The 23,640-nt window shown below is 69.8% G+C and carries 19 protein-coding genes; 7 read left to right on the top strand and 12 right to left on the bottom strand.

The features are described from left to right. The first annotated feature begins 156 nt into the window (after positions 1–156). The 4 genes from ACYVF6_RS06820 to ACYVF6_RS06835 all read left to right on the top strand — a co-directional run bounded on the left by ACYVF6_RS06820 (position 157) and on the right by ACYVF6_RS06835 (position 4,946). Entirely contained in the window at positions 157–852 is a 696-nt protein-coding gene (locus ACYVF6_RS06820) for a hypothetical protein (protein WP_460517252.1), read from the top strand. Further along, positions 852–2,438: a M23 family metallopeptidase gene (locus ACYVF6_RS06825; RefSeq protein ID WP_460517255.1), complete on the top strand. Its 1,587-nt coding sequence runs from the start codon at positions 852–854 to the stop codon at positions 2,436–2,438. Before ACYVF6_RS06820 ends, ACYVF6_RS06825 begins: the two co-directional genes overlap by 1 nt. A 97-nt stretch (positions 2,439–2,535) precedes the next feature. Further along, the gene (locus ACYVF6_RS06830; RefSeq protein ID WP_460517258.1) at positions 2,536–3,024 is read left to right on the top strand and encodes a hypothetical protein; all 489 of its coding nucleotides are present in this window, start codon (positions 2,536–2,538) and stop codon (positions 3,022–3,024) included. A 26-nt stretch (positions 3,025–3,050) separates the two neighbouring features. Then, positions 3,051–4,946, top strand: a complete 1,896-nt coding sequence (locus ACYVF6_RS06835; RefSeq protein WP_460517261.1) for a MinD/ParA family ATP-binding protein — start codon at positions 3,051–3,053, stop codon at positions 4,944–4,946. On the opposite strand, the gene ACYVF6_RS06840 is transcribed toward ACYVF6_RS06835, so the two are convergent. Both ACYVF6_RS06840 and ACYVF6_RS06845 read right to left on the bottom strand, forming a co-directional pair. Then, positions 4,939–5,850: a hypothetical protein gene (locus ACYVF6_RS06840; RefSeq protein ID WP_460517264.1), complete on the bottom strand. Its 912-nt coding sequence runs from the start codon at positions 5,848–5,850 to the stop codon at positions 4,939–4,941. The two genes, ACYVF6_RS06835 and ACYVF6_RS06840, sit on opposite strands and share 8 nt — an antisense overlap. 10 nt (positions 5,851–5,860) lie before the next feature. Further along, positions 5,861–6,766, bottom strand: coding sequence for a DMT family transporter (locus tag ACYVF6_RS06845; RefSeq protein ID WP_460517267.1), 906 nt, complete (start codon positions 6,764–6,766; stop codon positions 5,861–5,863). 164 nt (positions 6,767–6,930) lie between these two features. Here ACYVF6_RS06845 and ACYVF6_RS06850 point away from each other — a divergent pair, with 164 nt between their 5' ends. Further along, positions 6,931–8,463, top strand: a complete 1,533-nt coding sequence (locus ACYVF6_RS06850; RefSeq protein ID WP_460517270.1) for an Hsp70 family protein — start codon at positions 6,931–6,933, stop codon at positions 8,461–8,463. Here the strand turns inward: ACYVF6_RS06850 and ACYVF6_RS06855 are convergent, their stop codons facing one another. From ACYVF6_RS06855 to ACYVF6_RS06895, 9 genes are all read right to left on the bottom strand, one after another. Next, positions 8,464–10,713: a hypothetical protein gene (locus ACYVF6_RS06855; protein ID WP_460517273.1), complete on the bottom strand. Its 2,250-nt coding sequence runs from the start codon at positions 10,711–10,713 to the stop codon at positions 8,464–8,466. Further along, a complete protein-coding gene (locus ACYVF6_RS06860) occupies positions 10,710–13,721 on the bottom strand; it encodes an ATP-binding protein (RefSeq protein ID WP_460517276.1) in 3,012 nt (1,003 codons plus the stop codon). The genes ACYVF6_RS06855 and ACYVF6_RS06860 overlap by 4 nt, the downstream gene beginning before the upstream one ends. Next, complete coding sequence (locus ACYVF6_RS06865; protein WP_460517279.1) at positions 13,718–14,314, bottom strand: hypothetical protein; 597 nt, start codon at positions 14,312–14,314, stop codon at positions 13,718–13,720. Before ACYVF6_RS06865 ends, ACYVF6_RS06860 begins: the two co-directional genes overlap by 4 nt. A 45-nt stretch (positions 14,315–14,359) precedes the next feature. Continuing rightward, complete coding sequence (locus ACYVF6_RS06870; RefSeq protein ID WP_460517282.1) at positions 14,360–14,617, bottom strand: hypothetical protein; 258 nt, start codon at positions 14,615–14,617, stop codon at positions 14,360–14,362. A gap of 63 nt (positions 14,618–14,680) precedes the next feature. Next, positions 14,681–16,384 (bottom strand): conjugal transfer protein, encoded by a 1,704-nt coding sequence (locus ACYVF6_RS06875; RefSeq protein ID WP_460517285.1) that lies wholly within the window; start codon positions 16,382–16,384, stop codon positions 14,681–14,683. Positions 16,385–16,528: 144 nt separating this feature from the next. Beyond that, on the bottom strand, positions 16,529–17,602 hold the full coding sequence (csaB, locus tag ACYVF6_RS06880) for a polysaccharide pyruvyl transferase family protein (protein WP_460517288.1): 1,074 nt from the start codon (positions 17,600–17,602) through the stop codon (positions 16,529–16,531). Continuing rightward, the gene (locus tag ACYVF6_RS06885) at positions 17,599–19,044 is read right to left on the bottom strand and encodes a DUF5693 family protein (protein ID WP_460517291.1); all 1,446 of its coding nucleotides are present in this window, start codon (positions 19,042–19,044) and stop codon (positions 17,599–17,601) included. The genes csaB and ACYVF6_RS06885 overlap by 4 nt, the downstream gene beginning before the upstream one ends. Further along, positions 19,041–20,375 carry a lipopolysaccharide biosynthesis protein gene (locus ACYVF6_RS06890; protein WP_460517294.1) on the bottom strand — a complete coding sequence of 445 codons (1,335 nt, stop codon included), beginning with the start codon at positions 20,373–20,375 and terminating at the stop codon, positions 19,041–19,043. The genes ACYVF6_RS06885 and ACYVF6_RS06890 overlap by 4 nt, the downstream gene beginning before the upstream one ends. An 11-nt stretch (positions 20,376–20,386) precedes the next feature. After that, entirely contained in the window at positions 20,387–21,253 is an 867-nt protein-coding gene (locus ACYVF6_RS06895; RefSeq protein ID WP_460517297.1) for an Fpg/Nei family DNA glycosylase, read from the bottom strand. A gap of 172 nt (positions 21,254–21,425) precedes the next feature. Between ACYVF6_RS06895 and ACYVF6_RS06900 the strand changes: the two genes are divergently transcribed. Beyond that, positions 21,426–22,031, top strand: coding sequence for a hypothetical protein (locus tag ACYVF6_RS06900; RefSeq protein WP_460517300.1), 606 nt, complete (start codon positions 21,426–21,428; stop codon positions 22,029–22,031). Here the strand turns inward: ACYVF6_RS06900 and aat are convergent. Further along, positions 21,980–22,666, bottom strand: a complete 687-nt coding sequence (gene aat / locus ACYVF6_RS06905; RefSeq protein WP_460517302.1) for a leucyl/phenylalanyl-tRNA--protein transferase — start codon at positions 22,664–22,666, stop codon at positions 21,980–21,982. The genes ACYVF6_RS06900 and aat overlap by 52 nt on opposite strands. Positions 22,667–22,817: 151 nt before the next feature. Between aat and ACYVF6_RS06910 the strand changes: the two genes are divergently transcribed. Next, a complete protein-coding gene (locus tag ACYVF6_RS06910; protein WP_460517305.1) occupies positions 22,818–23,540 on the top strand; it encodes an EcsC family protein in 723 nt (240 codons plus the stop codon). Positions 23,541–23,640 lie beyond the last annotated feature (100 nt).

Consider the following 23,640-nt stretch of genomic DNA (forward strand, 5'->3'; position numbering starts at 1 on the left):
ACTAGGCTGTGCCTCTCCCGGGCGACCCCGGAGAGGCACGAGATTGACCGGATTTTGTGCACAGCTATGACATGTCCACAGGGCCGTCAGCGCGGCTGCGCGGAACCGTCCTCTCGCGTACCGTAGTCGGCAGATAAGCGAGACCCGGGGTAGACCATGGACAACCGGAGCACCAGGCTCACCGCGGTGATCGCCGCGGTGGTCGCTGTGCTCGCGGTCGGCGCGCTGATCGCCACCACCTATCTCAATATCGGCGCACACCAGGCCGCCACCGGCAGCGATGCCACCTCCAACCCGGTCGACGGCACGCCGGCGCCCGGCGACCCGCTCGACTCCTCGCCGACGGCCAGCGCCTCACCGAGCGATCCCACCGGCGACGGCCACGACACCGACCAGTACGTCCCGGACGCCAAGACGGCCGGCGAGATCCGTTCGGTGTCCAAGCGCTTCGTCGAGGCGTGGAAGACGCCAGGCACGGCGGCCGAACGCACCCAGGCGATCGGGCCGCTGGCCACCGAATACCTCACCAGGCTGCTGGCCACGGTCGACCCGCTCGACCTGCCGACCGAGGCCAAGGTCGTCGGCCAGCCCAAGATCACCGCTGCCACCCCCTATGCCGCCGGCACCGACGTCAAGCTGAGCAACGGCTGGACGATCCGGGTCAACCTCGTGCTCGACACCACCGGCTGGCGGGTCAACGAGATCCTGCCGCCCGACCAGGACGCCGGGCCCGCGCAGCCGGGCAAGAAGACCAGTCCGTCGCCGACCACCGAGCCGGGCGGGGCACCGGCCCACGCCGGCTCGTTCGCCGGCTGCAAGCAGAGACGCGTCACGCCCACCGAGGTCTGCTGATGGCAGCGCCGGTCCTCGCCTCCGCGGCCAAGAAACTCGCCTCGCGGCTCGTCATCAAGAAGGCAGCCAGCAGCCGGAAGACCCGCAACCTCGTCATCATCGTCGCGATCCTCGGGCTGATCTCGCCCGTGATCCTGCTGCTGTTCTTCTCCTCGATGATGATGGCGATGTTCGGTGGAGCCGCCGGTGGAGCCGCCCAGGCCAGCACCGAAGACTGCGCCGGCCTGCCCCCGGCCGGTGGCGACGCGCTCGCCCCCGCCGGCGGGCTGAAGGGTCCGGGCGTACAAGGCGTGGTCTCCTCGCCGTCGCAGCTGTCCGAGGAGCAACTGCTCAACGCCAAGACGATCGTGCAGGTGGGCCAGAAGCTCCGCGTGCCGGAGTACGGCTGGGTGGTGGCGCTGGCCACGGCGATGCAGGAGTCGACGCTGCGCAACCTCGACTACGGCGACCGCGACTCCTTGGGGTTGTTCCAGCAGCGGGGCAACTGGGGCACGGTGGCCGAGCGGACCGACCCGGTGACGTCCTCGACGTTCTTCTACAGCGGTGGGTCAGCTGCTGATGGGTTGTCGGAGAACGGGCTGCTCGACATTCCCGGCTGGGAGCAGATGAGCGTGGCAGAGGCCGCGCAGAGCGTCCAGATCTCGGCGTTCCCGTCGGCCTATGCCAAGTGGGAGCCGCTGGCGCGGGCGCTGGTGGAGCAGCTGGGCGGCGAAGGCCTGCCGGGTGGTGGCTGTGGCTACCCACCGCCGGGCCTGCAGTGCCCGCCCACGCCGTGGCCCAACCTGGAAAAGGGGCTGAAGCCCGACGCGTTGCTGGTGCTGACCTGTGAGCACCAGCAGTTCCCGAGCATCAAGACGTTCTTCACCATCGGCGCCCGCCCCTCCGGCGGTGACGGCGACCATGCCAACGGCCGCGCGGTCGATGCGATGCTGCCCTACAAGGACTACAAGTCCGCCGAGGCGAAGGCGTTCGGCTGGAAGGTCGCCAACTGGGCCAGGAGCAACGCCGACCGGCTCGGCGTCAAATACATCATCTTCGACAAGAAGATCTGGTCGGTGGCCCACAACGCCGAAGGCTGGCGCCCCTACACTCACTACACCGGCTGCACCACCGACACCTGCCTGCACTACGACCACATCCACGTCTCGGTCTACGGCAACTCCGCGTCGCTGCCGGGCACCGGTGACTGGGTGCTGCCCGTGCCGCCGGGGTCCTACCACCTGACCGCCCGGTTCGGCCAATGCGGCGGCAACTGGGAAAACTGCCACACCGGCCTCGACTTCGCCGCGCCCGTCGGCACGCCGGTCCGCTCGGCCGCCCAGGGCAAGGTGATCTTCGCCGGCTGGAACGGCTCCTACGGCAACTCCATCAAGGTCGACCACGGCGACGGCGTCGTCACCACCTACAACCACCTGTCGGCCTTCTCCCAGGGCGTACTGGGCAAGACCGTCATACCCGGCCAAACCATCGCGGCCGTGGGCACCACCGGCAACTCCACCGGCCCCCACCTCCACTTCGAAGTCCGCCGCGACGGCACCCCCATCGACCCCGAACGCTGGCTACAAGATCACGGAGTGACACCGTGATATCCGGCCGGACCACCCCCCACCAGCCCGCGTGCGCGAGAATGAGTGACGTACCCGACATTCATCCAGAGGCAAGCGCGGAAGCAAGCGGTGCGAAATGAACACGACACCCGACCCGGCCGCCAGTCCGCTGGGCGTCGACGGAACGCCCAACGGCATCCCACAAGACGGCGTTCCCGAACTCGCCTGGGAGCCGGCGACGGCGTACGCCATCGAGGGTTACGACCCCGATGATCCGTGGAATGCCGTGTTGTGTGTCGAGGGCAGGACGACCGAGGTCGTGCTCGACCTCACGCCGACGCATCTCGACCGGCTGGTCGCCGGCCTGGTCGAGGTACGTGACGCGCAGCGGGTCGCGCTGGGTGTCGAGCTCGATTCGGACGTGGATGAAACCGAACCAGACGACGGCCAGACAGAAGAAGAGAAGAGGCGTACTCTCGGCCGGGTTACGCAGGCAGCGCGGCTGGCGACCGGCAGCGCGCCGGTGTCCCGGCTGTGGAACAGCGGCACGAGAGGACGGATGATCATCATTGGTGGTGCCGGGCTCTTCGTGCTACTCGGTGTCATTCTGAAAGTGATCATTTAGTCGCGGGTCAATGCCAGGGAGCAGTTGTGAGTGACCAGCAGTCGCAAGGCGGCTCGTCCGCCAACGGCGGCGGTACCTGGGTCGGTGCGGCCTTGTCGCCGGACGGCCAGGCGTTGTCCCTACCCACGCAGCAGCCGAACGGCAAGCCCTCGGACCCGCCGCCGGCTCCTGCCGGTGCGCAGTCTTCGGACTCCGTTTCCGAGTCCAACCACCAGACGCCGGCCGACGAGGCCGACCCCGAGTCGGACGCCCAGGCGAACGTCGATTCCGACGCTGGATCGAGCTCCGAGTCTTCCGACGATGCCGGCGGCCAGGCGAGCACCGGCCAGGGCCAGTCCGCCGGGTCGGGCAGTGGTCCGGGTTCCGGCCCGGCTCAGCCGGCCGGCGGCGGTGCTTCCGCAGCGTCCGGCCCACCGGGCGGAGGCGACTACCACACCGGAGAGTTCCGAGCGGTCGGTTCCGACGACTCCGACGACTCCGGCGATCGCTACAACGAGGAGCACATCGGCGTCGGCCGGCCTTACACCGGGCGGCTCGCGGCGCCCGGTCTACAGCCCGGCTGGTCGCAGCCTGGGCCACCGCAGCCTGGGCCACCGCAGCCCAAACCCGGTCCGTCCGGCCCGCAACTAGCCGGTCAGGGACAGGGCCAAGGGCAGGGCGGCCAGGGGCAGCAGCCCGGCCAGCCACCGCGGCCGCCCGCGCAGCAGCCGGGCAACCCGCCCCAGGGCAACCCGCAGCAGGCTCCTTCGTACTGGACGCCGCGGCCCAGTGACCTGCCGCCGCCGGCACCGGTGACCCGGCGCACTGGCATGGAGGCGGCCGGCTTCAGCGGTCCGGGAGGTCCGCCTCCGCCGCAGGGCCAGCAGGGTCAGGCTGGCCCGCCTGGTCCGCCGCCAGGCCGGCAGCAGCCGCCACAGCCACAGCGCACGCCTCCGCCGCCACCTCAGCGCGGTGGCCGGTTCGAACCCCAGCCGTTCAACACCGCGGACGACGATGACGAGTTGCTCGAGGTCGAGCACCGCAGGCCCCGGCCTCGCAGCGGCTGGCAGGGCGCGGTCTACCGCATGACCCGGATCAACCTCGGGCCGAGCCGGAAAGACCTGCAGGAGATCGACATCCGGCAGAAGCTCAACCGCCAGTTGCGCCGCACACGGGGCTACTGCGGTTATGTCGGCATCTCGTCGGAGAAGGGCGGAGTCGGCAAGACCACACTGGCCGCGCTGCTCGCGGCCGAGATCGCGGAGGGCCGGCGGGAATCGGTGGGCGTCGCCGATCTCAACCCCGACCTCGGCACGCTGCCCGACCGCTTCGGCGTCCGGCCGCAGCACTCCATCCGCGACCTGCTCGCGCATGTCGACGAGATCCCGTGGCGCTACCACGTCCACGACTTCATGGAGAAGGTCCCGGAGATGAACGTCCGGGTCCTGGCCGCGTCGACCGACCGAAAGATCCGGCACCAGCTGTCGGTGTCCGACGTCGAGTTGCTGGCCGAGCTGTTCGCGCCGTTCTTCTCGTTCGCCATCCTCGACAACGGCACCCACATCACCCACGAGGCGATGCTGGGCACGTTGCGGGTGGCGCACGGCATGGTGCTGGTCACCGACAACACCAAGGACGGCGCCAACCTCGCGCGCAAGACGCTGCAGTTCCTCACCGACAACGGCTTCCCGGAGATGCGGCGCCGCGTCGTGCTCGCGGTCGTGGCCAAGGAGACCGCCAGCCCGGTCAAGGTGCGGGCGATCGAGAAGGCGTTCCGCGACCACGTACGCGAGCTGGTCGTGGTGCCTTACGACCCGGCGCTCGACGGTGGCGGCAAGATCCCGTTCCGCGACCCGAACGCCGTCAACAAGCTGCTGCGCCCGCAGACCCGGGCGGCGGTCCGCCGGCTCGCCGCGATCGTGATCGACGACCTGGTCAACTGACCTGTTCGCCTAGCCAGGCAAGGAGTTTCTCGCCGCGGACCAGCACGACTCGCGTGCCGGTCCGCCGGCGGCGAGCGGTGTCGAACACCGTGAGCTCGACCACTCCACCGTCCGGCAGCCTGGTGGCGTCCCAGAACACCACGACGCCGGTGAGCTCGTCCGCCTGCAGCCCTTGCCTGGCGGCGAACCGCCTGCTCTCGTTGACGATCGGCTGCAGCTGTTCACTGAGCGCCTGCGCGTCGCCGTCGAGCGTGTAGGCGTTTCCGCCGGCGAGCTCGACACGACCGTCCCAGCCCGCATCCCGCAGGTAGTAGTGCCCGGCCGGCCCGGTGAGCACGTTGCCGTGCAGCTCCCAGCCGTCGCCGCGGCCGCCGAGCGCGCTCGTGGTCCGCTCCTCCAGCGTGCTCTGCGGCTCCGTACGCGGCGGCCAACGCCGTTGCCTGGAGCGCCAGCCGACGACCGCGAGCGCGGCGATCAGGCCCGCGATCGGCACGATGGCGGTCGAGAAGTACGACAGCGCACTCGCGACCACGAGGATCGCGTGCGCGATCACGACCGTGACCGCCCGGCTCCCACGCTGCCGCGGCGCCAGCCACACCGTCACCACGACCACGGCGGCGAACAGCCAGAACGCCAGTCCCAGCTGCAGCGGAGAGATCGCGTTCACCTGCACGCCGACGGCGTAGGTGATCTCCGACGTCAGCAAGCACGTGACGACCAGCGAGCCCACCGTGCCCGCCACATCGGGCCGGCGCCACCACCACCAGGCCAGCCCGGCCAGGGCCAGCCCACCGAGCGCGAGTGCGGTGGCCGCGCTGCCTCGCTGCTGCGCCAGCATCAGCACGGCGCCGACCGCGAGCACCACCACCGCGAGCCGCAACGCCCGGAGGGCCTTTCCCTGCATGCGCCTGACACTATGCGCTGCGGCTGACCGCCCGCGCATCCGCCGTCGCCAGCCAGGCGATCGCGCCGAGCAGCAGGATCGCCCCGATCGTGGTCGCGACGGTGAGTGGCTCATCGAGCAGGACGACGGCGAGCACGGCGGCGCTGACCGGCTCGATCAGCATCACCATCGTCGCGGTCGTGGCCCGGACGGCTGCGGCGCCGGCGAAGTAGAGCGGGTACGCCGCCGCGGTCGGGACGGCGGCGACGTACCCGATCAGCAGCAACACCTGGCCCAGGTGGGCGGTGCCCGGCAGCAGGCCCTCGACCGCGGCCGCGGGGAGCAGGACGATCGCGCCGATGACGAACGCCCAGATCGTGAGCGTGCGCGGGTGCTCGCCGTTGCCGGCACTTCGCGCGAGCAGGGTGGTGACCGCGAACCCGGCCGCCGACAGCAGTGAGAACGCGACGCCCACAGGGCGGACGACGCCCGGCTGGTTGCCGAGGACGAGGACCGCGAGGCCGGCGATGGCACCGAGCATGGCGGCCGCACCCGTACGGTTCAGGCGTTCGTGCAGGACCAGCCGGGCGCCGAGCGCCGCGAGCACGGGCGCCGCGCCGAGCGTGACCATCGTGCTGACCGCGAGGCCGGTGCTCTGGACGGCGGCGAAGTACGCGGTCTGGAAGACGGTCAGGCCGAGGCCCGTGCCGATCCGGAGCTTCCAGTTGGGTTTCCGCCGCTCGCGGCCGGTCCGGGCGGTGAACCGGGCGGCGCCGAGCAGCAGGGCGGCGCCGGTGACGTACCGCCAGAAGGAGACAGCGATCGGGCCGAGGTCGCTGATCTGGTACAGCAGGCTGGCCGCAGCGCCGGTGGTCCCCCAGGTGATGGCGGCGATGCCGAGGCCGAGCAGGGCACGCCCGATGGGCAGATTGGACATTCGTGGTTTCTCCGCGTTCGGATTGGTCGGATGGACCCGTCTGCGGGCGTCACCGGCCAACCGCGGGGCGGATCGCCTGTCGCGCGGTGAGGTGGAAGGAGCCCGCCGTCAGGCGGCGGGCGGGGAGAGATCGACGAACGTCACGCGCTCTAGGGTACGGAGGTATGCGAATCCGGCGTTCACAACGCGGTGCGGGCCTGTCGGTGGGCATCGACCTCGGCACGACATACTCCGCTGTGGCGCGGGTCGGCGAGCTCGGCAAGCCGGAGATCCTGCCGAACCGCGACGGCGAGAACATCACGCCGTCGGTCGTCCTCTTCGACGGCGAGCGCCCGATCGTCGGGACGATGGCGAAGCGGTCGGTGGTTTCGGCACCGCTCGATGTCGTGCAGTTCGTGAAGCGGCCGATGGGCGACGCGTCCTGGCGCTTCTCGACCGCAGCCGGAACGTCGTACCGGCCGGAGGAAGTCTCGGCGCTGATCCTGAAGCGCCTCCGCCTGGACGCGACGGCGGCCCTCGGCACCGAGGTGACCGACGCGGTGATCACCGTACCCGCGTACTTCGACGACGCCGCCCGCCGCGCCACCATCGACGCGGGAACGATCGCCGGCTTCAACGTCCGCCGGGTGCTGAACGAGCCGACGGCGGCAGCCCTGGCCTACGGCCTCCGCGGCGACCACGACGGCACCGTGCTCGTCTACGACCTCGGCGGCGGCACGTTCGACGTCACCGTGCTGCGGATCGCCGAGGGGTCGTTCACCGTGCTCGCGACGTTCGGCGACCGCAACCTCGGCGGCTTCGACTTCGACAACGAGCTGATGCGCCTACTGGACGGACGCTTCGTCGCCGCCGGCGGACGTTCGTTGCTGGAGGACGACGCATCGGAAGCCTCGCTGCGGGAGCAGGCGGAGATCGCCAAGCACACGCTGACCGCGGTCGAGCAGGCACGCGTCACGCTCGCCGCCGATGGCGTCTCGACGCCCATTACGGTCACCCGAGCCGAGTTCGAGGCAGCCACCTCGTCCCTCCTCTCCCGAACCCGCGACGTCGCCGAGCTCGTGATCGAAGAGGCCGACTTGTCGTGGGACGGCATCGACCGCATCCTGCTGGCCGGCGGCTCGACCCGAATGCCCATGGTGCGAACGATGTTGGAGGCGGTGTCAGGCAAGCGCCCCGACTGGTCGCCAAACCCAGATGAGGTCGTCGCCCACGGAGCCGCCATCCAAGCCCAGCTCCTCGACGACGAGGCGGCCAAAGCCGATGGCCTGCGCCTGAGGGTCCAGGACGTCACCTCGCAAGGCCTCGGCCAGCTCTTCTACCAGCACGGCAGCGACGCGCTCGAGAACCACGTCATCATCCCTCGCAACTCTCGACTGCCCGCCAGGGGCTCGACCGACTGGGTCACTCGCGAAGCCCAGCAGAAGACCGCGCGAGTGCAGATCACTCAGGGAGACGAGACCAACCCTGACTACGTGCGGCTGATCAGCGAAGAGCGGCTGCCCATCCCTGTCTACCCGAAGGGCGCGCCATTCGAGACGACGCTCGCCTATGACGTCGATCAGATCGTCTATGTGGAGCTGACGGACCTGCGCACGGGTGAGCGAGCAGGCACCTTCGAGATCCAGAACATCGCCAATCTGAGCGGCGATGAGGTCAACGCATCGATTCGCAAGGTGCAGGAGATCGATCCGAGCTGACTAGGAGCCGGTCTGCCGCTTCCTTCTGAGCTCTTCCAGCGTCTCTTCGTGGCGGCGCTCGTCGGACTGATCCTTCTGCTGGCGTCGCTTGGTCTCCTCGACCCGATACTTCTGACGGGCTTGCGCCTCGGCGGGTGGACGCGTGGTGCGTTCTGCCTGGTTCTCGGCGTGCTGCGACTGCTGCCCCCGCGAGGTGGTGCTGCGGTAGCCGGCGGCCGCGCCTTGGCGACGGGACCTTCCGACCGTCTGCTTCCACTCGTCGGAGCCGCGGGCGTAGCCCATGTCCGCAGCTGTCGCTTCGCCGACGCGGCGGCCGGCTCGGGCACCTGCTGCCGCACCCCGGCCGCGGGCGATGATGCCACCGGCAGCGGCGCGCGTGGTCGTGACCGTGCCGACCACGACACGGGTCGAACCCGAGTCGGATGGCATCGCACCGGCCTGCAGAGCCTCCTGCGAGATCTGCGGTGCCAGCGCACCACTCCGCAGCGCCGTCAGCAGCTTCCAGATCGCCGCGGTGGCGATCAGCATCAGCAGAATCTTCAGCGGCAGGGCACCTGGCGCGGACTGGATGACGTTCAGCACTGCCAGCAAGACCGCGAGCACGAGCCCGAAGACACATCGCAAGAAGATCGCCTGCACCATCACACCGAGCACGGTCTTGACGATCCGGCGGGCAGGCGGATAGGCCGCCACCGCACCGACCAATGGCAGGAACACCCACGCGACCAGGAACACCCCGTGCCAGAAGATCGTCAGGATCGCCAGCAAGCCGATGAAGAACATCGCGATCAGGTTGACCACCAGCGCCGACACCGCGGTCGCCATCCGGCCGCTGGGCTCGCTGCCCCGCCACACCTCGTGGAGCCCTGGGAAGTTCCGGCCCACTGTGTAGTGGACGGCGAGCCAGTGGTTTTGATGGTCTTCGGTGACAGCGTTCTTCCTCAGGAACTCGTTCCGGGTGATCGACTGCGCCACGATCTGCTGGACCGCGAGGTTGATCTTCGCCTGGGTGTCGGAGTCGGGGAACGTCCGGCTCTGCGGTAGACAGCGATATTCAAATGTCGGAACCTTCGTCGTAGGTTCCTCGGCCTGATGGCAGTAGTCGAACTGTGCGGATGTGTTGGTGTTGGACGGGAACTTCAGGTCGTTGACCAACAGCTGCTGGTCACTGCCGTATTGACCGTTCACCCACGGCTGATAGAGCAGGACTTCGTACAGCAGGCAGGTGGAACTGCGCTTACCGAGGTTGTAACCGAGATCAGGGTCGCCGCCCTCGCCTGGCTGTGTCGCAGACGCTTGTGGCAGGTAGCACGGGCTGTTGACATTGTCGGTGCCGTTGACCGACACGAGTTCCATCATGCCGGAGTTGAACGACGCGGTGTACTTGTCGATCGCGCCGGTGATCGTCGTGTAGTTGCTGCCGGCCAGCACCGCGGCGATCCCGATCACTATCAAGCCTGAGGTGATCACTCCGGAGTAGGTCTCGCGCGCGTCGGCACGGCGGGAGATCCGGATCGCGACCCAGTAGCCGGCCAGGATCACAGCGATCGTGAGCGCGGGTATGGCGAAGTAGGTCTTCATGTTGGAGAGCAACTTCTGATTGCCCTCATAGACAGACTTGAACGGGGCCTCATTCGTTGCCAGCTGCTTGAGAGCGATCGTGAGTCCGCCGAGGAATCTGCTCGGCTCCCACATCAGCTGGGCCAGGTTGCCGGAAGCCGCATCGACTGGCGAGCAGCGCTCCTCGAAATTCTTGTCCGGGGCTCCGTCCCAGTTGACGTCGTCGGGTTCTTTCAGCGCCCACGGCGTGTAGGACCAGGTGAGGCCGCGCGGGCCGACGACTTCCCACAGCGTGTGTTGCGAGGGGTGTTGCTGGACGCCGCGCTTGTTGACCGCGGAGTCCTCGGTGGCCACGAACGGGATCCAGTAGGTCGCGCCGCCGCCTGCCAGCTCGGGCCCGATGTTGGCGGTGCCGCCGTCGAGCGAGCAGCTCACACCGTCGAGTGGGCCAGCCTGCGCCGGCTGGATCGCGAACGCCACCCCGATCATCGACGCCAGGAACGCGCCGATCGCCACCAGCACGCGCACCAACGCTCCGGCCGTGCGTCCCACGCGCCCCGGCCGCGGTCGGGCGCTGCCGCGGACGCCGGGCGCCAACGCAGCCGCGGGCACGGCGACGTAACGCGGTGAGCGACGCCGGCCGAACGTGCGGAGCACCGCGCCCACGGCCTTGCCCTCCCGGAAACTCATCGCGCCGCTATCCCCTCGTCGGAATGCACGGAACTCACTCCCACGTCGTCGAAGTCGTCGTCGCTCGGCGGCGGAGGCTCTGCGCGCGGACCTTCGGCGGCGGCGACCACGCCGATCAGGTCGACCGCGTCCTCGACCGTTCGCCAGTCGCTGACGTCGGGCGAGGGGTCGATCGCCTTGAACCGCGCCTCGAGGTGCGGGTTGCTCTGGATCGCGGCCGCGAACTCGAAGAACGCCCGGTCGATCTCGACCGACGCGAGCTCGGCGTCGACGTCGCGCATCACGCACTCGCCGTCGCGCAGGGCCTTCAGGGTTTCGATCATCGGACGGTCGTCGGTGGCGCGGTTGAGCAACGGCAGCGTCTGTGCAGCATCGGGGTCGGAGTGGTGCCGGAACGCGAACACCGTGTGGATCTGGTTGGTGCCCGCCGCCTTCGCCTCCAGGTCGTCGGACTCGATCCGCGCCAGGTCGCCGGCCTGCTGGGTGATCAGCACGATGCCGATGTTGAACGCGCGCCCCTGCTTCAGTACGAAGCTGATCAGGTCGCGACCCTCACCGGTGGACGCGACGCTGTAGGCCTCGTCGATGAACAGCTGCTGTGGTCGCCAGCCCTTCACCGGATCGCGTTCGGTCGTCTCCTCCAGCATCTGGAAGCCGAGCCGGGTGACGAGGTAGATGATGCCGCGCGCGATGTTCGCCGACGAGCTGTTGCCCTGCGCCCGCGGCAGTCCGCGCAACGTGATGATCGTGCGCCGCTTGCCCGCGTGGTCCATGACGTTCGTCGACTCGCGCGCGAACGCGACCCGGGCGTAGGGGTTCTTGCGCAGGTCCTCCAGTACGGCGGCGGCGAAGCGCAGGTCGCGGATCTCGGAGTCGGCGACGCCGGCGTCCTTGACCATGTCGAACTCGTCGATCACGGTCTGCAGGACGGTCCAGGTCGTCGGCCGCGGGACGTTGCCCTCGATCTGGTCTCGCCCGGCCTCCGGATGCTCCGAGCGGAACTCCACCACCCGCCGGTCGTAGTCGTTGACGATCCGGGAGAACGCCTCGACGACATAGCCACTGATCCGCGCCCACGCGACCTCGCCGAGGAAGATCTCGAGCATCGCCTGCGCGTGCATCCGGCCCTCGGTGACGGACGCCGCGGTCAGCAGCGGGTCGAGGTTGCCGGCCCGGCCGCGCAGCGGGTCGATGATCTCGGTGTCGCGCCAGTAGGACAGGTTGATCGGCTGGAACGGGCAGCCCTGCTCACCGAGGCAGCCCTCGGCAGCGTGCCGCATGAACTCGGCGTTGAGCACCTGCGATCCGAACGCGAGGTAGTAGGCCATCCGGGCCGCGTCGATCTTCGGGTCGATGAACACACAACGCACGCCGGCTTCGGACTCGTAGTGGAACAGCTTCAGCGCCAGCGTCGTCTTGCCACCGCCGGACGCACCGACGATCACCACGCCGGCGCCGTTCTCGCGCGAGATCGCGGAGTGCGCGGAGTAGTGGACGGGGTTGTGCCCGTCGCGAGTGCGCCCGACCAGCATGCCCTGCCAGCCCTTGGCGATGCCGTCGCGGCCGACCACCGAACGGTCGCCGACCTGCGTCGCCGTTGTCAGCAAGGCGATTCCGAGCTGGTCGAGCTCCTGCAGCCGCCGGAACGGAGCGATCCGTCCGATCGGCGATTTGTCTCCGTCGCCCGGAAGGATGTTGTAGAGCAGGCGGTACTGCAGGCGCTTGGGCCGCAGCACGGTCGCGTCGAGGGTCTTGGCGAACAGCCGCTCGATCCGCTTGCGGCGGTTCTCGAGCTCGGCAGGCGTGTCGGCCGAGATCGTCAGCAGCAGCTGCGACTCCATGCCGGGGAACGGGTTGCTGTCCTGCTCGTCGACGAGGGTGTTGGCTCGCTCCACCTGGTCGACCAGCAGCGAGTCGATCCGCGCACCGGCCTTCTCCATGTCGCGAGCTTCGTCCTCGAGGTTGTCGCGGATCTTCTTGCCGCGGTCGCGGAACTCCTCGGGCGGCATCATCGTGCCCCGCCACGAGACGACCACCGGGAACTCCAGCCGCTTCAGGATCCGGCCCCACGCTCGCGACTTGGCGAACCGGATCGCGTCCGGCCAGCCGGTGGCGACGAGCGTCGAGAGGTAGGTGGTGTGCTCCTCGCCGGTGTCGTCGTCGACGATGCTGACCTCGAGGCGGGTCTTGTGGTTGGGCGCCCGGAAGTCGGCGGCCAGCTCGAACTCGTGGGCGCCCCACGGCCGGCGCTCGCCCGCGTCCTCGTCGGGTACGTGCAGGTGGCCGAACAGGCAGGTCCGGATCACTCGCACCAGGTCGGAGCGCAGCATCGGGCGGACCTCGACACCGGAGTCGACGGCGACGGCGTAGACCTCGTCGGCGCGTTCGTGCCAGTAGGCGACCACATCGGGGTCGAGGTATTCGTCGTGTACGCCGGTGACCTGGTCCGCGATCGCCGCCACCGCGCCGGTGCCGCCGCGGCCGTCGGACAGCTGGCCGATCCGCATCAGGAACAGCACGTCGTACTGCGCGCCGAGCCGCCCGGCACCGGTCGCGCGGCCCGCCTCCCGGAGGATCAGCTTGCGGAAGTTTTCGGTGGGCCTCCAGACGCGGCTGAGCAGGTCGTAGGCCCAGCCGGTGAGGTCGGGATGCCGCGGGACGAGCATGATCTGGAACTGCGGGCGGTGGAACTCGCGGCCGATCTGGTGCAGCATGCGCGGCAGCTTCAGCGCCTCGGGCACCAGGTCGTCGCTGGTGATGTGCTCGTCGGCCCGGGTGTTGACGAAAAAGCCCGTCCAGACCGACTTGCCCCAGATGAAGATGACGTCGTCGCCGTAGCGATAGGGCAGGCGTTCGCGTTCGGTACGCGACTCGCGCGGCTTGGCGTCCTGCTTGTCCTGCTTGCCGGGCTTGTCGTCGCTGCCACCGACATTGAAGACGAAGATCAGGATCGCCCCGAGCAGGACGATGCCGACCGCGGCCAGCGGAATGATCAACAAGGGGCTCATGCGGCGTCCCTCCTTCCGCGGCGATCGCGCCGGGTGGCTCGCGCTTGGGTGGCGAACTCGTCGGCGGGGTGCGCTCGCAGCAGTCCGGGTCGTTGGTCTTCGGCGGCGTGCCGGGCGCGGGTGGCGCGCGCCTTGGCGAGGCTGTGTTGCCAGCGCTGGCCACGCGGGTGCCACAGGATGACCCGCCAGTGCACGGCCTCCGGCTCGACGTCGGCCGCCAGCCCGTGGATCCGGCGGGGCTGGAGGAGGAGGTAGTCGAGTGCGACCAGGAGGTTCTGCTCAGTGGTCATGCCGTTGCGCCAGCGCCGCGGCCAGAGGAGGTAGGTGCCGACCGCGAGCCCGAGGCAGATCAGGATCGACCAGAGGTTGAAGTCGATGAGCGGCGCGGACTGGCCCACGAACAGCAGCGAGAGCAGGCCGACGAACAGCAGGCCGGCGATGACGAGCGCGCGCAGGTCGATGCCGCCGAGGATGGTGAGCGGCAGGCCTTCGGCGAGGTTCCACAGCTTCTTGCGCCTGCGCTCCAGATCGGTGTGGTCGAAGGCGGTGTAGTGGCTCTGCTGCTGCGACTGCTGGTTCGACTGGCTCGACATGGGTGCGTTAGCTCCTCAGTCGTGCCGCTGCTGCGGTGGCGACCTTCATTCGCCACCGATCTGCTGACCAAGGGCCATCAGCAGGTTCGCGATACCGGAGGCGCCACCAATGATCAGAGCAGCAAACGCCACAACGCCGATGTTCTGGATCGCCGCCCGGATGTTGTCACCGCTGCGGATCGCGAACATGATCTTGAACCCGATGATGATGAACGCGACCGCGAGCGCGGTAATCGCCACTCCACCAAGGACGTCCTTGATGTTGTTGAACAGCGCATCAAGTGTTGAGACCGCTACGATCATCCGTCATTCCTTTTCGCTAGAGCCGCTTGTCAGCAGGTGTGCTTCCAACGGAGGCATCCACCGTCAACCTCCCCCGAGGTCCGGCACGCCGCCACGAATGTCGCGAACGGCCCACTCCTGCGCGGGATCCTTGCCCTCGGTCTGCTTGACGAGTTGGAGGCGGTAGGCGCGGGTCTCCTGAGCGTCGGCGCCGGCACTGGGATTGTGCCAGGTCACCCATACCCAGGCCTCTGTCACGGCACCACGCTTCCAGGTGAAGTCCTGGTCGGACTCGGTGACGCCCGACGGGAAGAAGACCTGCACCCGGTCGATCTGTGGCTCGTTGAGCGACCCGGCCAGGCCGCCGGTGGCCGCGACCGTGGCGTCGGTCGTGACCAGACGCTGCAGGGACGCGCTGCTGGAGTCGCCCCAAGCGGTGAAGAACTGTGCGAAGAACTCGCCGTCGCGCAAGGCGTTGGCCAGGGCGTTGTCGGAGGCGGCGCCGGGCTGCGGCTTGGGTGCCCTGGCCAGGCTCGGCTGCGGCACCTCGCCGACGTCACCGACGATCCGCATGCCTTCGCCGGTGGCGAGGTTGGCGACGTAGACCGGCACGGTCACGATCCGGCTGCCGGTGCTGGTGAGCACGCGTACGGTCATCGCTCGCGTGTGGCCTTGGTAGCCGCCGACGTCGACCGGCTCGGACTCGCCGGTCCAGGTGGCGTCCTGGACGGTCTGCTCGCCCTTGCCGTTCCAGCCGCACGCGGAGTCGACGCCCTCGGAGACGTAGTGCTCGAGCCGGGCCTCGCGCTGCTCGGGCGCACCAGGCGCGGGGTTGTGGGTCAGGCAGATCCGGGTGTAGTCGGAGGCGAACTGGCCGGCCTGCGCGAGCGGGAACTCGGTCAGCCGATAGCGCTCGATGTCCTTGGGATTCAGAGAGTAGGTGTTGTCCTGGACCGCGAGCGCGCCGAAGGAGAACGCGACGTAGCCGACGATGCCGAGCGCCAGCAGGCAGGTGGTGACGACGACCGTCGCACGCACGAACGCATGGGTGCCGCGTCCGCCGGAGAACCGTCCGCCCGGGGGTGGGACGTCGAATCGGTCGCGTTTGGTTTTACGCCCCCTGCTGGAGGAAGAGCGTGACTGACTCGGCTTCGCCTGTCGGGAACGCGGCGGCTCTGGTCGGGCGGAGCCGAAGTCACCTTCCTCGAACCGGACGGCGTCGTCGTATGCCGGCGCTGCCTGCTGCCCGGCGTAGGCATAGCCGTCGGCCGCTCCGGGCTGGCTGGTGCCGGCGCGGTAGACCGGCTGCTCGGCCGGTGCCGAGGGCGCGGCAGGCGGTGGAACGGGCGGGGCGGAAGCCTGGGAGTAGGGCTGGGCCACGGGTTGCGCCGCAGGCTGCGCCGCGGGCGGCGGCGCCGTCTGGGCATAGCCGGCAGGCGGCTCCGGATAGCCGGCCTGCGGCTGAGGCTCGGAGTAGCCCGGCTCCGGCGGTGCGGCCGGACGGATCGCGCTGCGGCGGGTCGCCGGCTGGTCGGGCGGCACCTGCTGGGCATGGCGCGGGGCCTGCCGGGGCGGCTGCTGCTCCTGAGGCTGCGGTGGCGATGGCGCCTGCTCGGGCGACTGCTGCTGCTCCCAGCCGTCCGGCACCCACACCCCTTCGCCCGCCGGCGGGGACTCCTGCTCGGGGGCGGACGGCGAATCGGTCGCGGGCACACCACTGCCCTGTCCGCGCTGCCATGAAAACCGCATGCGTGACAGTGGTGTCGTCGCGTCGTTCGGGTCCGTCATAGTCGTGCTGTCCCTGGTCGCTTTCCCCTTGTAGTCACGATAAGCCGTCCCGGCCCATTCGCGCGCCCCCCACATGATCCTGTGGACATGTTGTAGTTGTGGACAACTCCTGGACAACTGATACCGCTTCACGCTGCATGCGCGTCACCCGGGCCGCCTGAGATCGTGTCGAGATCCCACAATTTCCGCGATTCGGGCTGCCGGCCCCCTGGCATGGGCCCGCAACTCGGACAGCCGGCCGGTGTAGCGGCCATACTCCGCATATCGCTCGGTCTCCATCGCCAGTGCCGACCGGATCTCGGCCGCCAGTGCCTCCGGGTCAACGGGTCCCGGCAGCGTCGCCACGACCGGCCTGCCGACCTGCCGCGCGAACGCGGTGACCTTCGGGTCGTACGACAGCGCCACGAACGGCCGCCCGGCCGCCGCCGCGGCGATCAGCGCGTGCAGCCGCATACCCAGTGTCGCCCGCGCACCCGCGACCGCCGCCAGCACCGTCTCATGGTCGCCGGACACGACGCGTGCCCCGGAACCCACCGCCGCGCAGACCTCTGATGCCAGCTCGACGTCCTGCGCGCCATGGAACGCGACCAGGACGATCTCTGTGTCATCGGAACCAACTGCCTTCAGGGCCGCGACGACTTCCGGCAGCCAGCTCTCCTGGTCGTGCCACGGTCGCAGCGCGACCGCCAGCGTCTCGCCCGGCCCAGGAATGCCGAGGCTCCGTCCCAGGACCGGATCGGGCACCAGCACCGCACCGCGTACGCCAAGCGCCTCCGCCAGCGCAACCGACTCCTCGTCGCGCAGCGAGACGTATGTCGCCGACCGCAACGCCAGGCCCGCGAGCAACCGGTTCACCCGCCGCCGGATCGGCCCGAGCCCTTGCGCGTAGACGAAAACCGGCTTCCGCAGCATCCGCGCCAGCAGCATCACACCGCCGTAGAACGCGACCGGCCGGGCGCTCGTGACGTCCTGCAGCAGGCTCCCGCCGCCCGCGACCAGCGCGTCGCAGTCGCGGATCGCCGCGACGAGTCCTCGATAGTCCGTACGAGAGACGGCCTCGAGCCCGTGCACCCGGCCCGTGTGCTCCGGATCGCCCGACACCACGGTGAACTCCACGGACGGCCCCAGCTCCGAGCGCAGCACCTCGATCTCCGCCGCGAGGATCGCTTCGTCGCCGGCGTTGCCGAAGCCGAAGTACCCGAGCATCAGCAGCTTCATGCCGCGGCCTCCTTCCGCCGCGCGACCGCCCGCCACACAGCGAGCGCGACCAGACCGAGCACCACGCCGACCACGAGCGCGTAGCCGGTACGCAACAGCGAGACCCCCAGCGGCGTGTGGAAGTGCGCGAACGTGTCGACCGTGCCGGCGGTTCCGACCGCCGCGAGCACCGCGAACACCCACCGCCACCGCGACCGCAGTCCCGCCGCCAGCACCAGCGCCGGATAGCCGAGGAAGGCCTCCTTGAACCGCGGCCGGGAGTACAGCGTCTCGTCCAGGGCGTCGCGCAGCCGCAGCTCCACGCCGGGTGCGACACCGGAGTTGCCGGAACGAAGGACGTAGTAGGCCCCCGCCAGCAGCACCAGCCCGCCGATCAGCACGTACCACGGACGCCAGCGGACCTTCGCGAGTTGCCGCCGGTTGACCCACAGCCCGGCCAGCGCGATCAGCGCCGGCGGCGTGAGCAGCAGGAGCTTCACGCCGACGTAGCGTTCCGCGCCGACCAGGAACTCGCTCCGGCTGCCCAGCGCCGCGACGACCAGCCCGGTCGTCAGCGTGCACAGCACACCCAGCCCGAACCCCAGCACGCCCGGAGACCGTGAAACACGAATCAGCACGAGGAGGACCGCCGCGGTCGCGCCTGCCACGCCGATCCCGAGCGCCAGCAGCTGCACGAGCGCCGGGCTCAGCCATCCCAGCGGACCAGGCGGATCGACCGCCGGCATGGGCGCCGCCGCACCGATCCGCTGACCCTCGCCGATGCTCCGCGCCAGCGCGGTCGCGCGATCCAGCGCCACCGGTACGTCGGGCCGCGGCGGCTGGATCAGCACGAACCGCACACCGCGTTCCTTCTCCGCCCGCCGCGCCCGTACGTTCAAGGAGTCCAGGTCGGAGCTCGGTCCGAGCGGCAGGAAGTGGGCCCGCACGATCCGCCCCGGCATGGCCTCGGCGTAGCTGTCGGCGCGCTCCGGATAGGACAGATCCGGCAGCCCCAGCAGCAGCCTCCGCTCGACCAGGAAGCGCTCGAAACCTTCCGGCAGCGGATCGCCGAGCGTCACCACCATCCGCGCGGTGGTCGCCGAGACCGCCTGCGTCACCTGGCCTTCCAGCCAGCCGGTCGTACGCGGCGGCACGAGGTTCGGCAGTGCGAGCACCACCCGGAGACCGGCTGCCCGCGCGGCGCGCAGCCGCTGCGGGTCGTAGCCCTGGGGAACGTTGTCGTCGTCGTAGCGCATGCCGATCACGACCGTGGAGACTCCCGCCGCCTCGAGCTCGGTGGCGGGCGACTTCCACGTCTGCAGCACCGAGTCGGGGACCGCGAGCTCGACCGGCCGGTCCGTACGTTCGGCGGCGACCCGCGGCAGCAACGCGGGCAGCGTCAGCAACAGGAGCAGCACGCAGGCCAGCCCCGCCGCGGGTGCGGCATACCGCCTCAGCCTCATCCCGGCACCCGCTTGCGGACGAGGCGGATCGCGTCGGACACGTCGGATGGTCTCGGCAGCAACGCGAGCAGGCCGCCGCCGGTGACGCGGCGGTAGCAGGCGAGCAGCACGCCGGCCATCACGCCGTACGACAGCACCGAGCCGATCGCCGCACCCGCCAGCCCGAAGCCCGGGATCAGCGCGAGGTTGGCGACCAGGTTGACCGCGGCGCCGATGCCGGTGCCGATCGACGTCATCCCCGCCCGGCCGCGGCCCTTCAGATCGGCGGCGAGCACCCGGGCCAGCGCGAGCGGCAGCATCGCGACCAGCAGGAGCAGGAGCGCGACCGTGCCGCTGTGGTACTCCGCGCCGAAGAACAACGTCAGCACCCACGGCGAGACCGCCGCCAGCGCAGCGGCGGCCGCGAGCGTGGCCAGCAACGTGAGCCGGCTGGTCCGTTCGGTCACCGCGGTCGCCCTGCCACCACCGTTTTTGGCTCCCTGACCGGCCACGTGCGGGAACAACATGGACGCCGACGCCGTCGACGCCTGGCCGACGACCTCCGAGACCCGGGTCGCGATGAAATAGACGCCGGCCTGGTCCAGCCGTAGCAGCGCGGGCACGAGCAGCAGGTCGAGCCTCAGGTTGAGGAACGTCAGGACGTTGCCGAGCTGTCCGGCCAGGCCCATCTTGAGCGCCTCGCGGCTGAACGGCCGGTCGTACGACGGCGCCAGCCGGCCGGCCCGCCGCCGCACGACGACCAGCGCGAACACAGCCGGTACGGCGACGCCGAGCCCGGTGGCCAGCACGTAGCCCTCGGCCGTACGGCTGACCAGCGCGAGCAGGACCACCGTGAGGCCGAGCGTCGCGACCGAACGGAGGATGTCGGCGAGCACGTAGGGGCGGCGCTGCTCCAGCCCGAGCAGCCCGGCGCCCGCCAGCTCGTACCCGATCGTCGCCGCCGCGAGCACCGCGGCGCCGGCGAACAGACCGGCCGACGGTCGGCCGTCGAGCGAGAACGCGGTCACGAACGGCGCGACCGCCGCGGTCACCGCGACGCCCGCGACCAGGGCGAGCAGTCCGAGCCCGGCGAACCGCCGGATCAGCAGCGCGCGCTCGTCCGGCCGCCGGCCGAGGAAGTAGATGACGGAGATGTTGAGCCCGCCGTTGGCGATGATCGCGACCGCCCAGCCCACCGTCAGGCCGACGCCGGCGACACCCACCGCGGCCGGGTCGAGCAGCCTGGCGGCGATCACGCCGGCCAGGAAGACCGCGACGACGGACGCCAGCCGCGCACCGGTGAGCGCGATCATGGCGGAGCCGAGGCTGGTGGTTCCGCGGGCGCCTGTCACGCCGCGCGAGCCTACTTCAGCAGACGCGACAGCCGCCGGTCGGCGAGCGGTTTGCCGCCGGTCTGGCAGGTCGGGCAGTACTGCAGGCTCTTGTCGGCGAACGAGACCTCCCGGATCGTGTCGCCGCACACCGGGCAGGCCTCGCCGGTGCGGCCGTGGACCGCCATGCCGGACTTCTTCTCCGACTTGAGGTCCTTGGCGGCCAGCCCGCGAGAACGTTCGACCGCATCGCGCTCAACTCGGCCGATCGCGTCGTAGAGCGTCTTGAGCTCGTCGTCGGACAGCCCGCTGGCCGGCTTGAACGGCGACATCTTCGCGGCGTGCAGGATCTCGTCGGAGTAGGCGTTGCCGATGCCCGCGATCTTGGCCTGGTCGGTCAGCACGCCCTTGATCTGCGCGCGGCCCGCGGCCTTGACGATCTCGGTGAGCGTGTCCAGCGTGAAGTCGTCGGCGAGCGGGTCGGGCCCGAGCCGGGCGACGCCGGGCACCTCCGAGACGTCGGCGACGACGTAGGCCGCCAGCCGTTTCTGGGTGCCGGCCTCGGTGAGGTCGAAGCCGAGCCCGTCGCCGAGGTGGACGCGCATCGCGAGCGGCCCACGCCCGGGGCGCGGCGGCTTGGCCGACATGCCGGTGTTCCACCGCAGCCAGCCGGCCCGCGCCAGATGGATCACGAGGTGGAGGTCGTCGCCGCAGGCCAGGTCCAGGAACTTGCCGAAGCGGTCGATCGCCGTGATCTCACGGCCGACCAGCTCGGTGACCGGCGGCGAGAACGTCTTGAGCGCGTTGATCGTCACCACGTCGACGCGCGTGATCTTGTGGCCGACCGCATTTTCGCGCAGGAAACCGGCCAGCGCCTCGACCTCGGGCAGCTCAGGCATGATCCCATCCTGCCTTGTCCGGCCAATCTCCACCCAAATCCCGCAGGATCAGTGCGGCCGATGTGCGAGATCCACCTGATCACCGAGAACGGAGTGGGTACATAGCGTGGTCACAGCGTATTGAGAGCGTGAAATCCTTTATTCGACGCCCGATCGGGGGCATCATCGAGGCATGTCGGACGTGACGACGCTGCCCACGCATGGCGAGGTGTTCCTCGATGCGCGTGGCGGCGACCGTTCGCTGCGGATCTCATGGCATCACGAGTCGCCCGACGGTGTGGTCGTATTGTCCCTTTGGCGCAGCGGGCTTTGTGTCGGTTCCTTCCGATTGCGCTCTCGTGAAGTTCCGCTGCTGATCGACGCACTGGCGCGCGGGCTGGGCGGCTCCTGGCCGCTCGACGGCGGTTCACCGATGCCGGCCGATGCTGACGTGCCGGGCGGCTCTCCCGAGCAGTCCGCCCCGCCTCGGCAGCGACCGCGGCCGGTCCCGCTGCCCTCGCCCGACGCGGAGCCCGAACCTGGGCCCGAGCCTGGCACTGAGTACGTCTGGCCGCCGGCCGCGCCGGCCGCCCAGAGCGAGGCCGGGACGCGGCAGCCGCGTCCTCTGCCCAGGTCACAACCCGGCGCGCCTCCTGCACCACCGCCCGGGCCGGAGCAGCGCCCGCAGCACCTCCAGCCGGCCGCGGACCCGCCGCCGATCTACAACGACGTCCGGCCCAGCCGGCGCTACCTCGGCGGTCCGCCGAACTCCTCCGGCGCCGAGAGCTGGAGCGCCTGATCCAGCATCCGGAGATACTCCTCCCGCGTTACCTGAACCGCACCGAGCGACTCCAGATGCGGCGTACGCCACTGCAGGTCCAGTAGCCGCGTCTTGCCCTGGTCGTCCCTGGTGAGGATCTCGACCAGCGCGACCAGCGCGACCTTCGACGCGTCCCTGGCGCGGTGGAACATCGACTCACCGGCGAACAGCCCGTTGACCGCGACGCCGTAGAGCCCGCCCGCCAGTTGCCCGTCGGGCGTCCAGGACTCGACGGAGTGCGCCCAGCCGAGCTGGTGCAGCTTCTCGTACGCCTCGATGACCTCGGCACTGATCCACGCGCCGTCCCGCGTCGGATCGGCACATGATCGGATCACCTCACCGAACGACGTGTCGATGCGGATCTCGTACTTCTTGCACGCCTGTCGCAACGACCGCGACACCTTCAGGTTGTCCAGCGGCAACACCCCTCGTTGTTGAGGCGACCACCAGACCATCGCACCGCCGAGGCGGATCGGCATCGGGAACATCCCGCGCCGGTAGGCCTGCAGCAGTGTCCCGGGCTCGAGGTCGGCACCGTACCCGACCAGATCACGGTCGCCCGCCTGACTTGGTGGCGGGAACTCCCAGCGCGACGGAGGCGGTTCGATCGGCACGGGTCCTATCCTGCCAACAACCGGACACGTTGCCGCTTCGGTGCGGACAGGACGTACAGTTCGATCAACGGCTGCAGAAGTCTCCGGGCCCTCCGGAGCTCCGAAGCCGGGCTTCGGGCAGGCCTGAGCTACTTGGCGAGGGGACTTCCACATGGCTGTGGGAAAGATCGTCGCGCGCGGACTCGCGCCAGTCACACGTCAGGTTCGGCCACAGGCCGCTGTCGACCTGTTCCGCTCCGTTCTCGCCGCCGCGATCGACGGCAAGGGGCGGTTCCAGGGTGCGACCGCCGTCGGCGAACGCGCCCTCGGGCGAGTCAACCGCGACATCAAGCGCGCGGTCCACGACGTCATCGAGCAGCACGTCCGGCTGGCCGGCGCGCAGGGCTTCGTCACGAGCCTCGGCGGATTCGCGATCCTGCCGATCACGCTGCCCGCCAACATCACCGGGCTCGCCGTCCTGCAGGCCCGGATGGTCGCGGCGATCGCGTACGTCCACGGCTACGACCTGACCGATCCACGCGTGCGTACCGCCATCACCGCCTGCCTGCTCGGCGAGGAGACGGTGCAGGAGCTGATCCGGCGCGGCAACCTGCCGTCCACCCCGCTCGCCCTTGCCACCGCACCGGTCGCCGACCCCGAGCTCGACAACCGGGTCGCCACCGAGCTCGGCGCGGCGCTGACCGCGCGCATCGGCGGGAAGCGGCTCGGCATATCCGTCACCCGCAGGGTGCCGTTGCTGGGTGGGGGCGTCGGTGCGGTCGTCGACGCCGTTTCCACTCACCGGATCGGCCGATACGCCGAAGCCGAGCTGCCGGATCGCAAACGCCTGCATGACAACGTTGAAAACCCTGACCGAAATATCGAACAGAGTTAACGGGGCAAACCGAACCGGTCACAGATCCCGTAGAAACGCACGTCAACACGGCGTTTCGATTGCCGTTCGACTGCCGAAATCGGCAAACATCTTCCTCACC

The organism is Flindersiella endophytica (assembly GCF_054779015.1).

What these genes read in the sequence shown, in the direction of transcription:
- ACYVF6_RS06820 (WP_460517252.1), top strand. Translation starts at nt 157, where the DNA reads ATGGACAACCGGAGCACCAGGCTCACCGCGGTGATCGCCGCGGTGGTC.
- ACYVF6_RS06825 (WP_460517255.1), top strand. Translation starts at nt 852, where the DNA reads ATGGCAGCGCCGGTCCTCGCCTCCGCGGCCAAGAAACTCGCCTCGCGG.
- ACYVF6_RS06830 (WP_460517258.1), top strand. Translation starts at nt 2,536, where the DNA reads ATGAACACGACACCCGACCCGGCCGCCAGTCCGCTGGGCGTCGACGGA.
- ACYVF6_RS06840 (WP_460517264.1), bottom strand. Translation starts at nt 5,850, where the DNA reads ATGCAGGGAAAGGCCCTCCGGGCGTTGCGGCTCGCGGTGGTGGTGCTC.
- ACYVF6_RS06845 (WP_460517267.1), bottom strand. Translation starts at nt 6,766, where the DNA reads ATGTCCAATCTGCCCATCGGGCGTGCCCTGCTCGGCCTCGGCATCGCC.
- ACYVF6_RS06850 (WP_460517270.1), top strand. Translation starts at nt 6,931, where the DNA reads ATGCGAATCCGGCGTTCACAACGCGGTGCGGGCCTGTCGGTGGGCATC.
- ACYVF6_RS06855 (WP_460517273.1), bottom strand. Translation starts at nt 10,713, where the DNA reads ATGAGTTTCCGGGAGGGCAAGGCCGTGGGCGCGGTGCTCCGCACGTTC.
- ACYVF6_RS06860 (WP_460517276.1), bottom strand. Translation starts at nt 13,721, where the DNA reads ATGAGCCCCTTGTTGATCATTCCGCTGGCCGCGGTCGGCATCGTCCTG.
- ACYVF6_RS06865 (WP_460517279.1), bottom strand. Translation starts at nt 14,314, where the DNA reads ATGTCGAGCCAGTCGAACCAGCAGTCGCAGCAGCAGAGCCACTACACC.
- ACYVF6_RS06870 (WP_460517282.1), bottom strand. Translation starts at nt 14,617, where the DNA reads ATGATCGTAGCGGTCTCAACACTTGATGCGCTGTTCAACAACATCAAG.
- ACYVF6_RS06875 (WP_460517285.1), bottom strand. Translation starts at nt 16,384, where the DNA reads ATGACGGACCCGAACGACGCGACGACACCACTGTCACGCATGCGGTTT.
- csaB (WP_460517288.1), bottom strand. Translation starts at nt 17,602, where the DNA reads ATGAAGCTGCTGATGCTCGGGTACTTCGGCTTCGGCAACGCCGGCGAC.
- ACYVF6_RS06885 (WP_460517291.1), bottom strand. Translation starts at nt 19,044, where the DNA reads ATGAGGCTGAGGCGGTATGCCGCACCCGCGGCGGGGCTGGCCTGCGTG.
- ACYVF6_RS06895 (WP_460517297.1), bottom strand. Translation starts at nt 21,253, where the DNA reads ATGCCTGAGCTGCCCGAGGTCGAGGCGCTGGCCGGTTTCCTGCGCGAA.
- ACYVF6_RS06900 (WP_460517300.1), top strand. Translation starts at nt 21,426, where the DNA reads ATGTCGGACGTGACGACGCTGCCCACGCATGGCGAGGTGTTCCTCGAT.
- ACYVF6_RS06910 (WP_460517305.1), top strand. Translation starts at nt 22,818, where the DNA reads ATGGCTGTGGGAAAGATCGTCGCGCGCGGACTCGCGCCAGTCACACGT.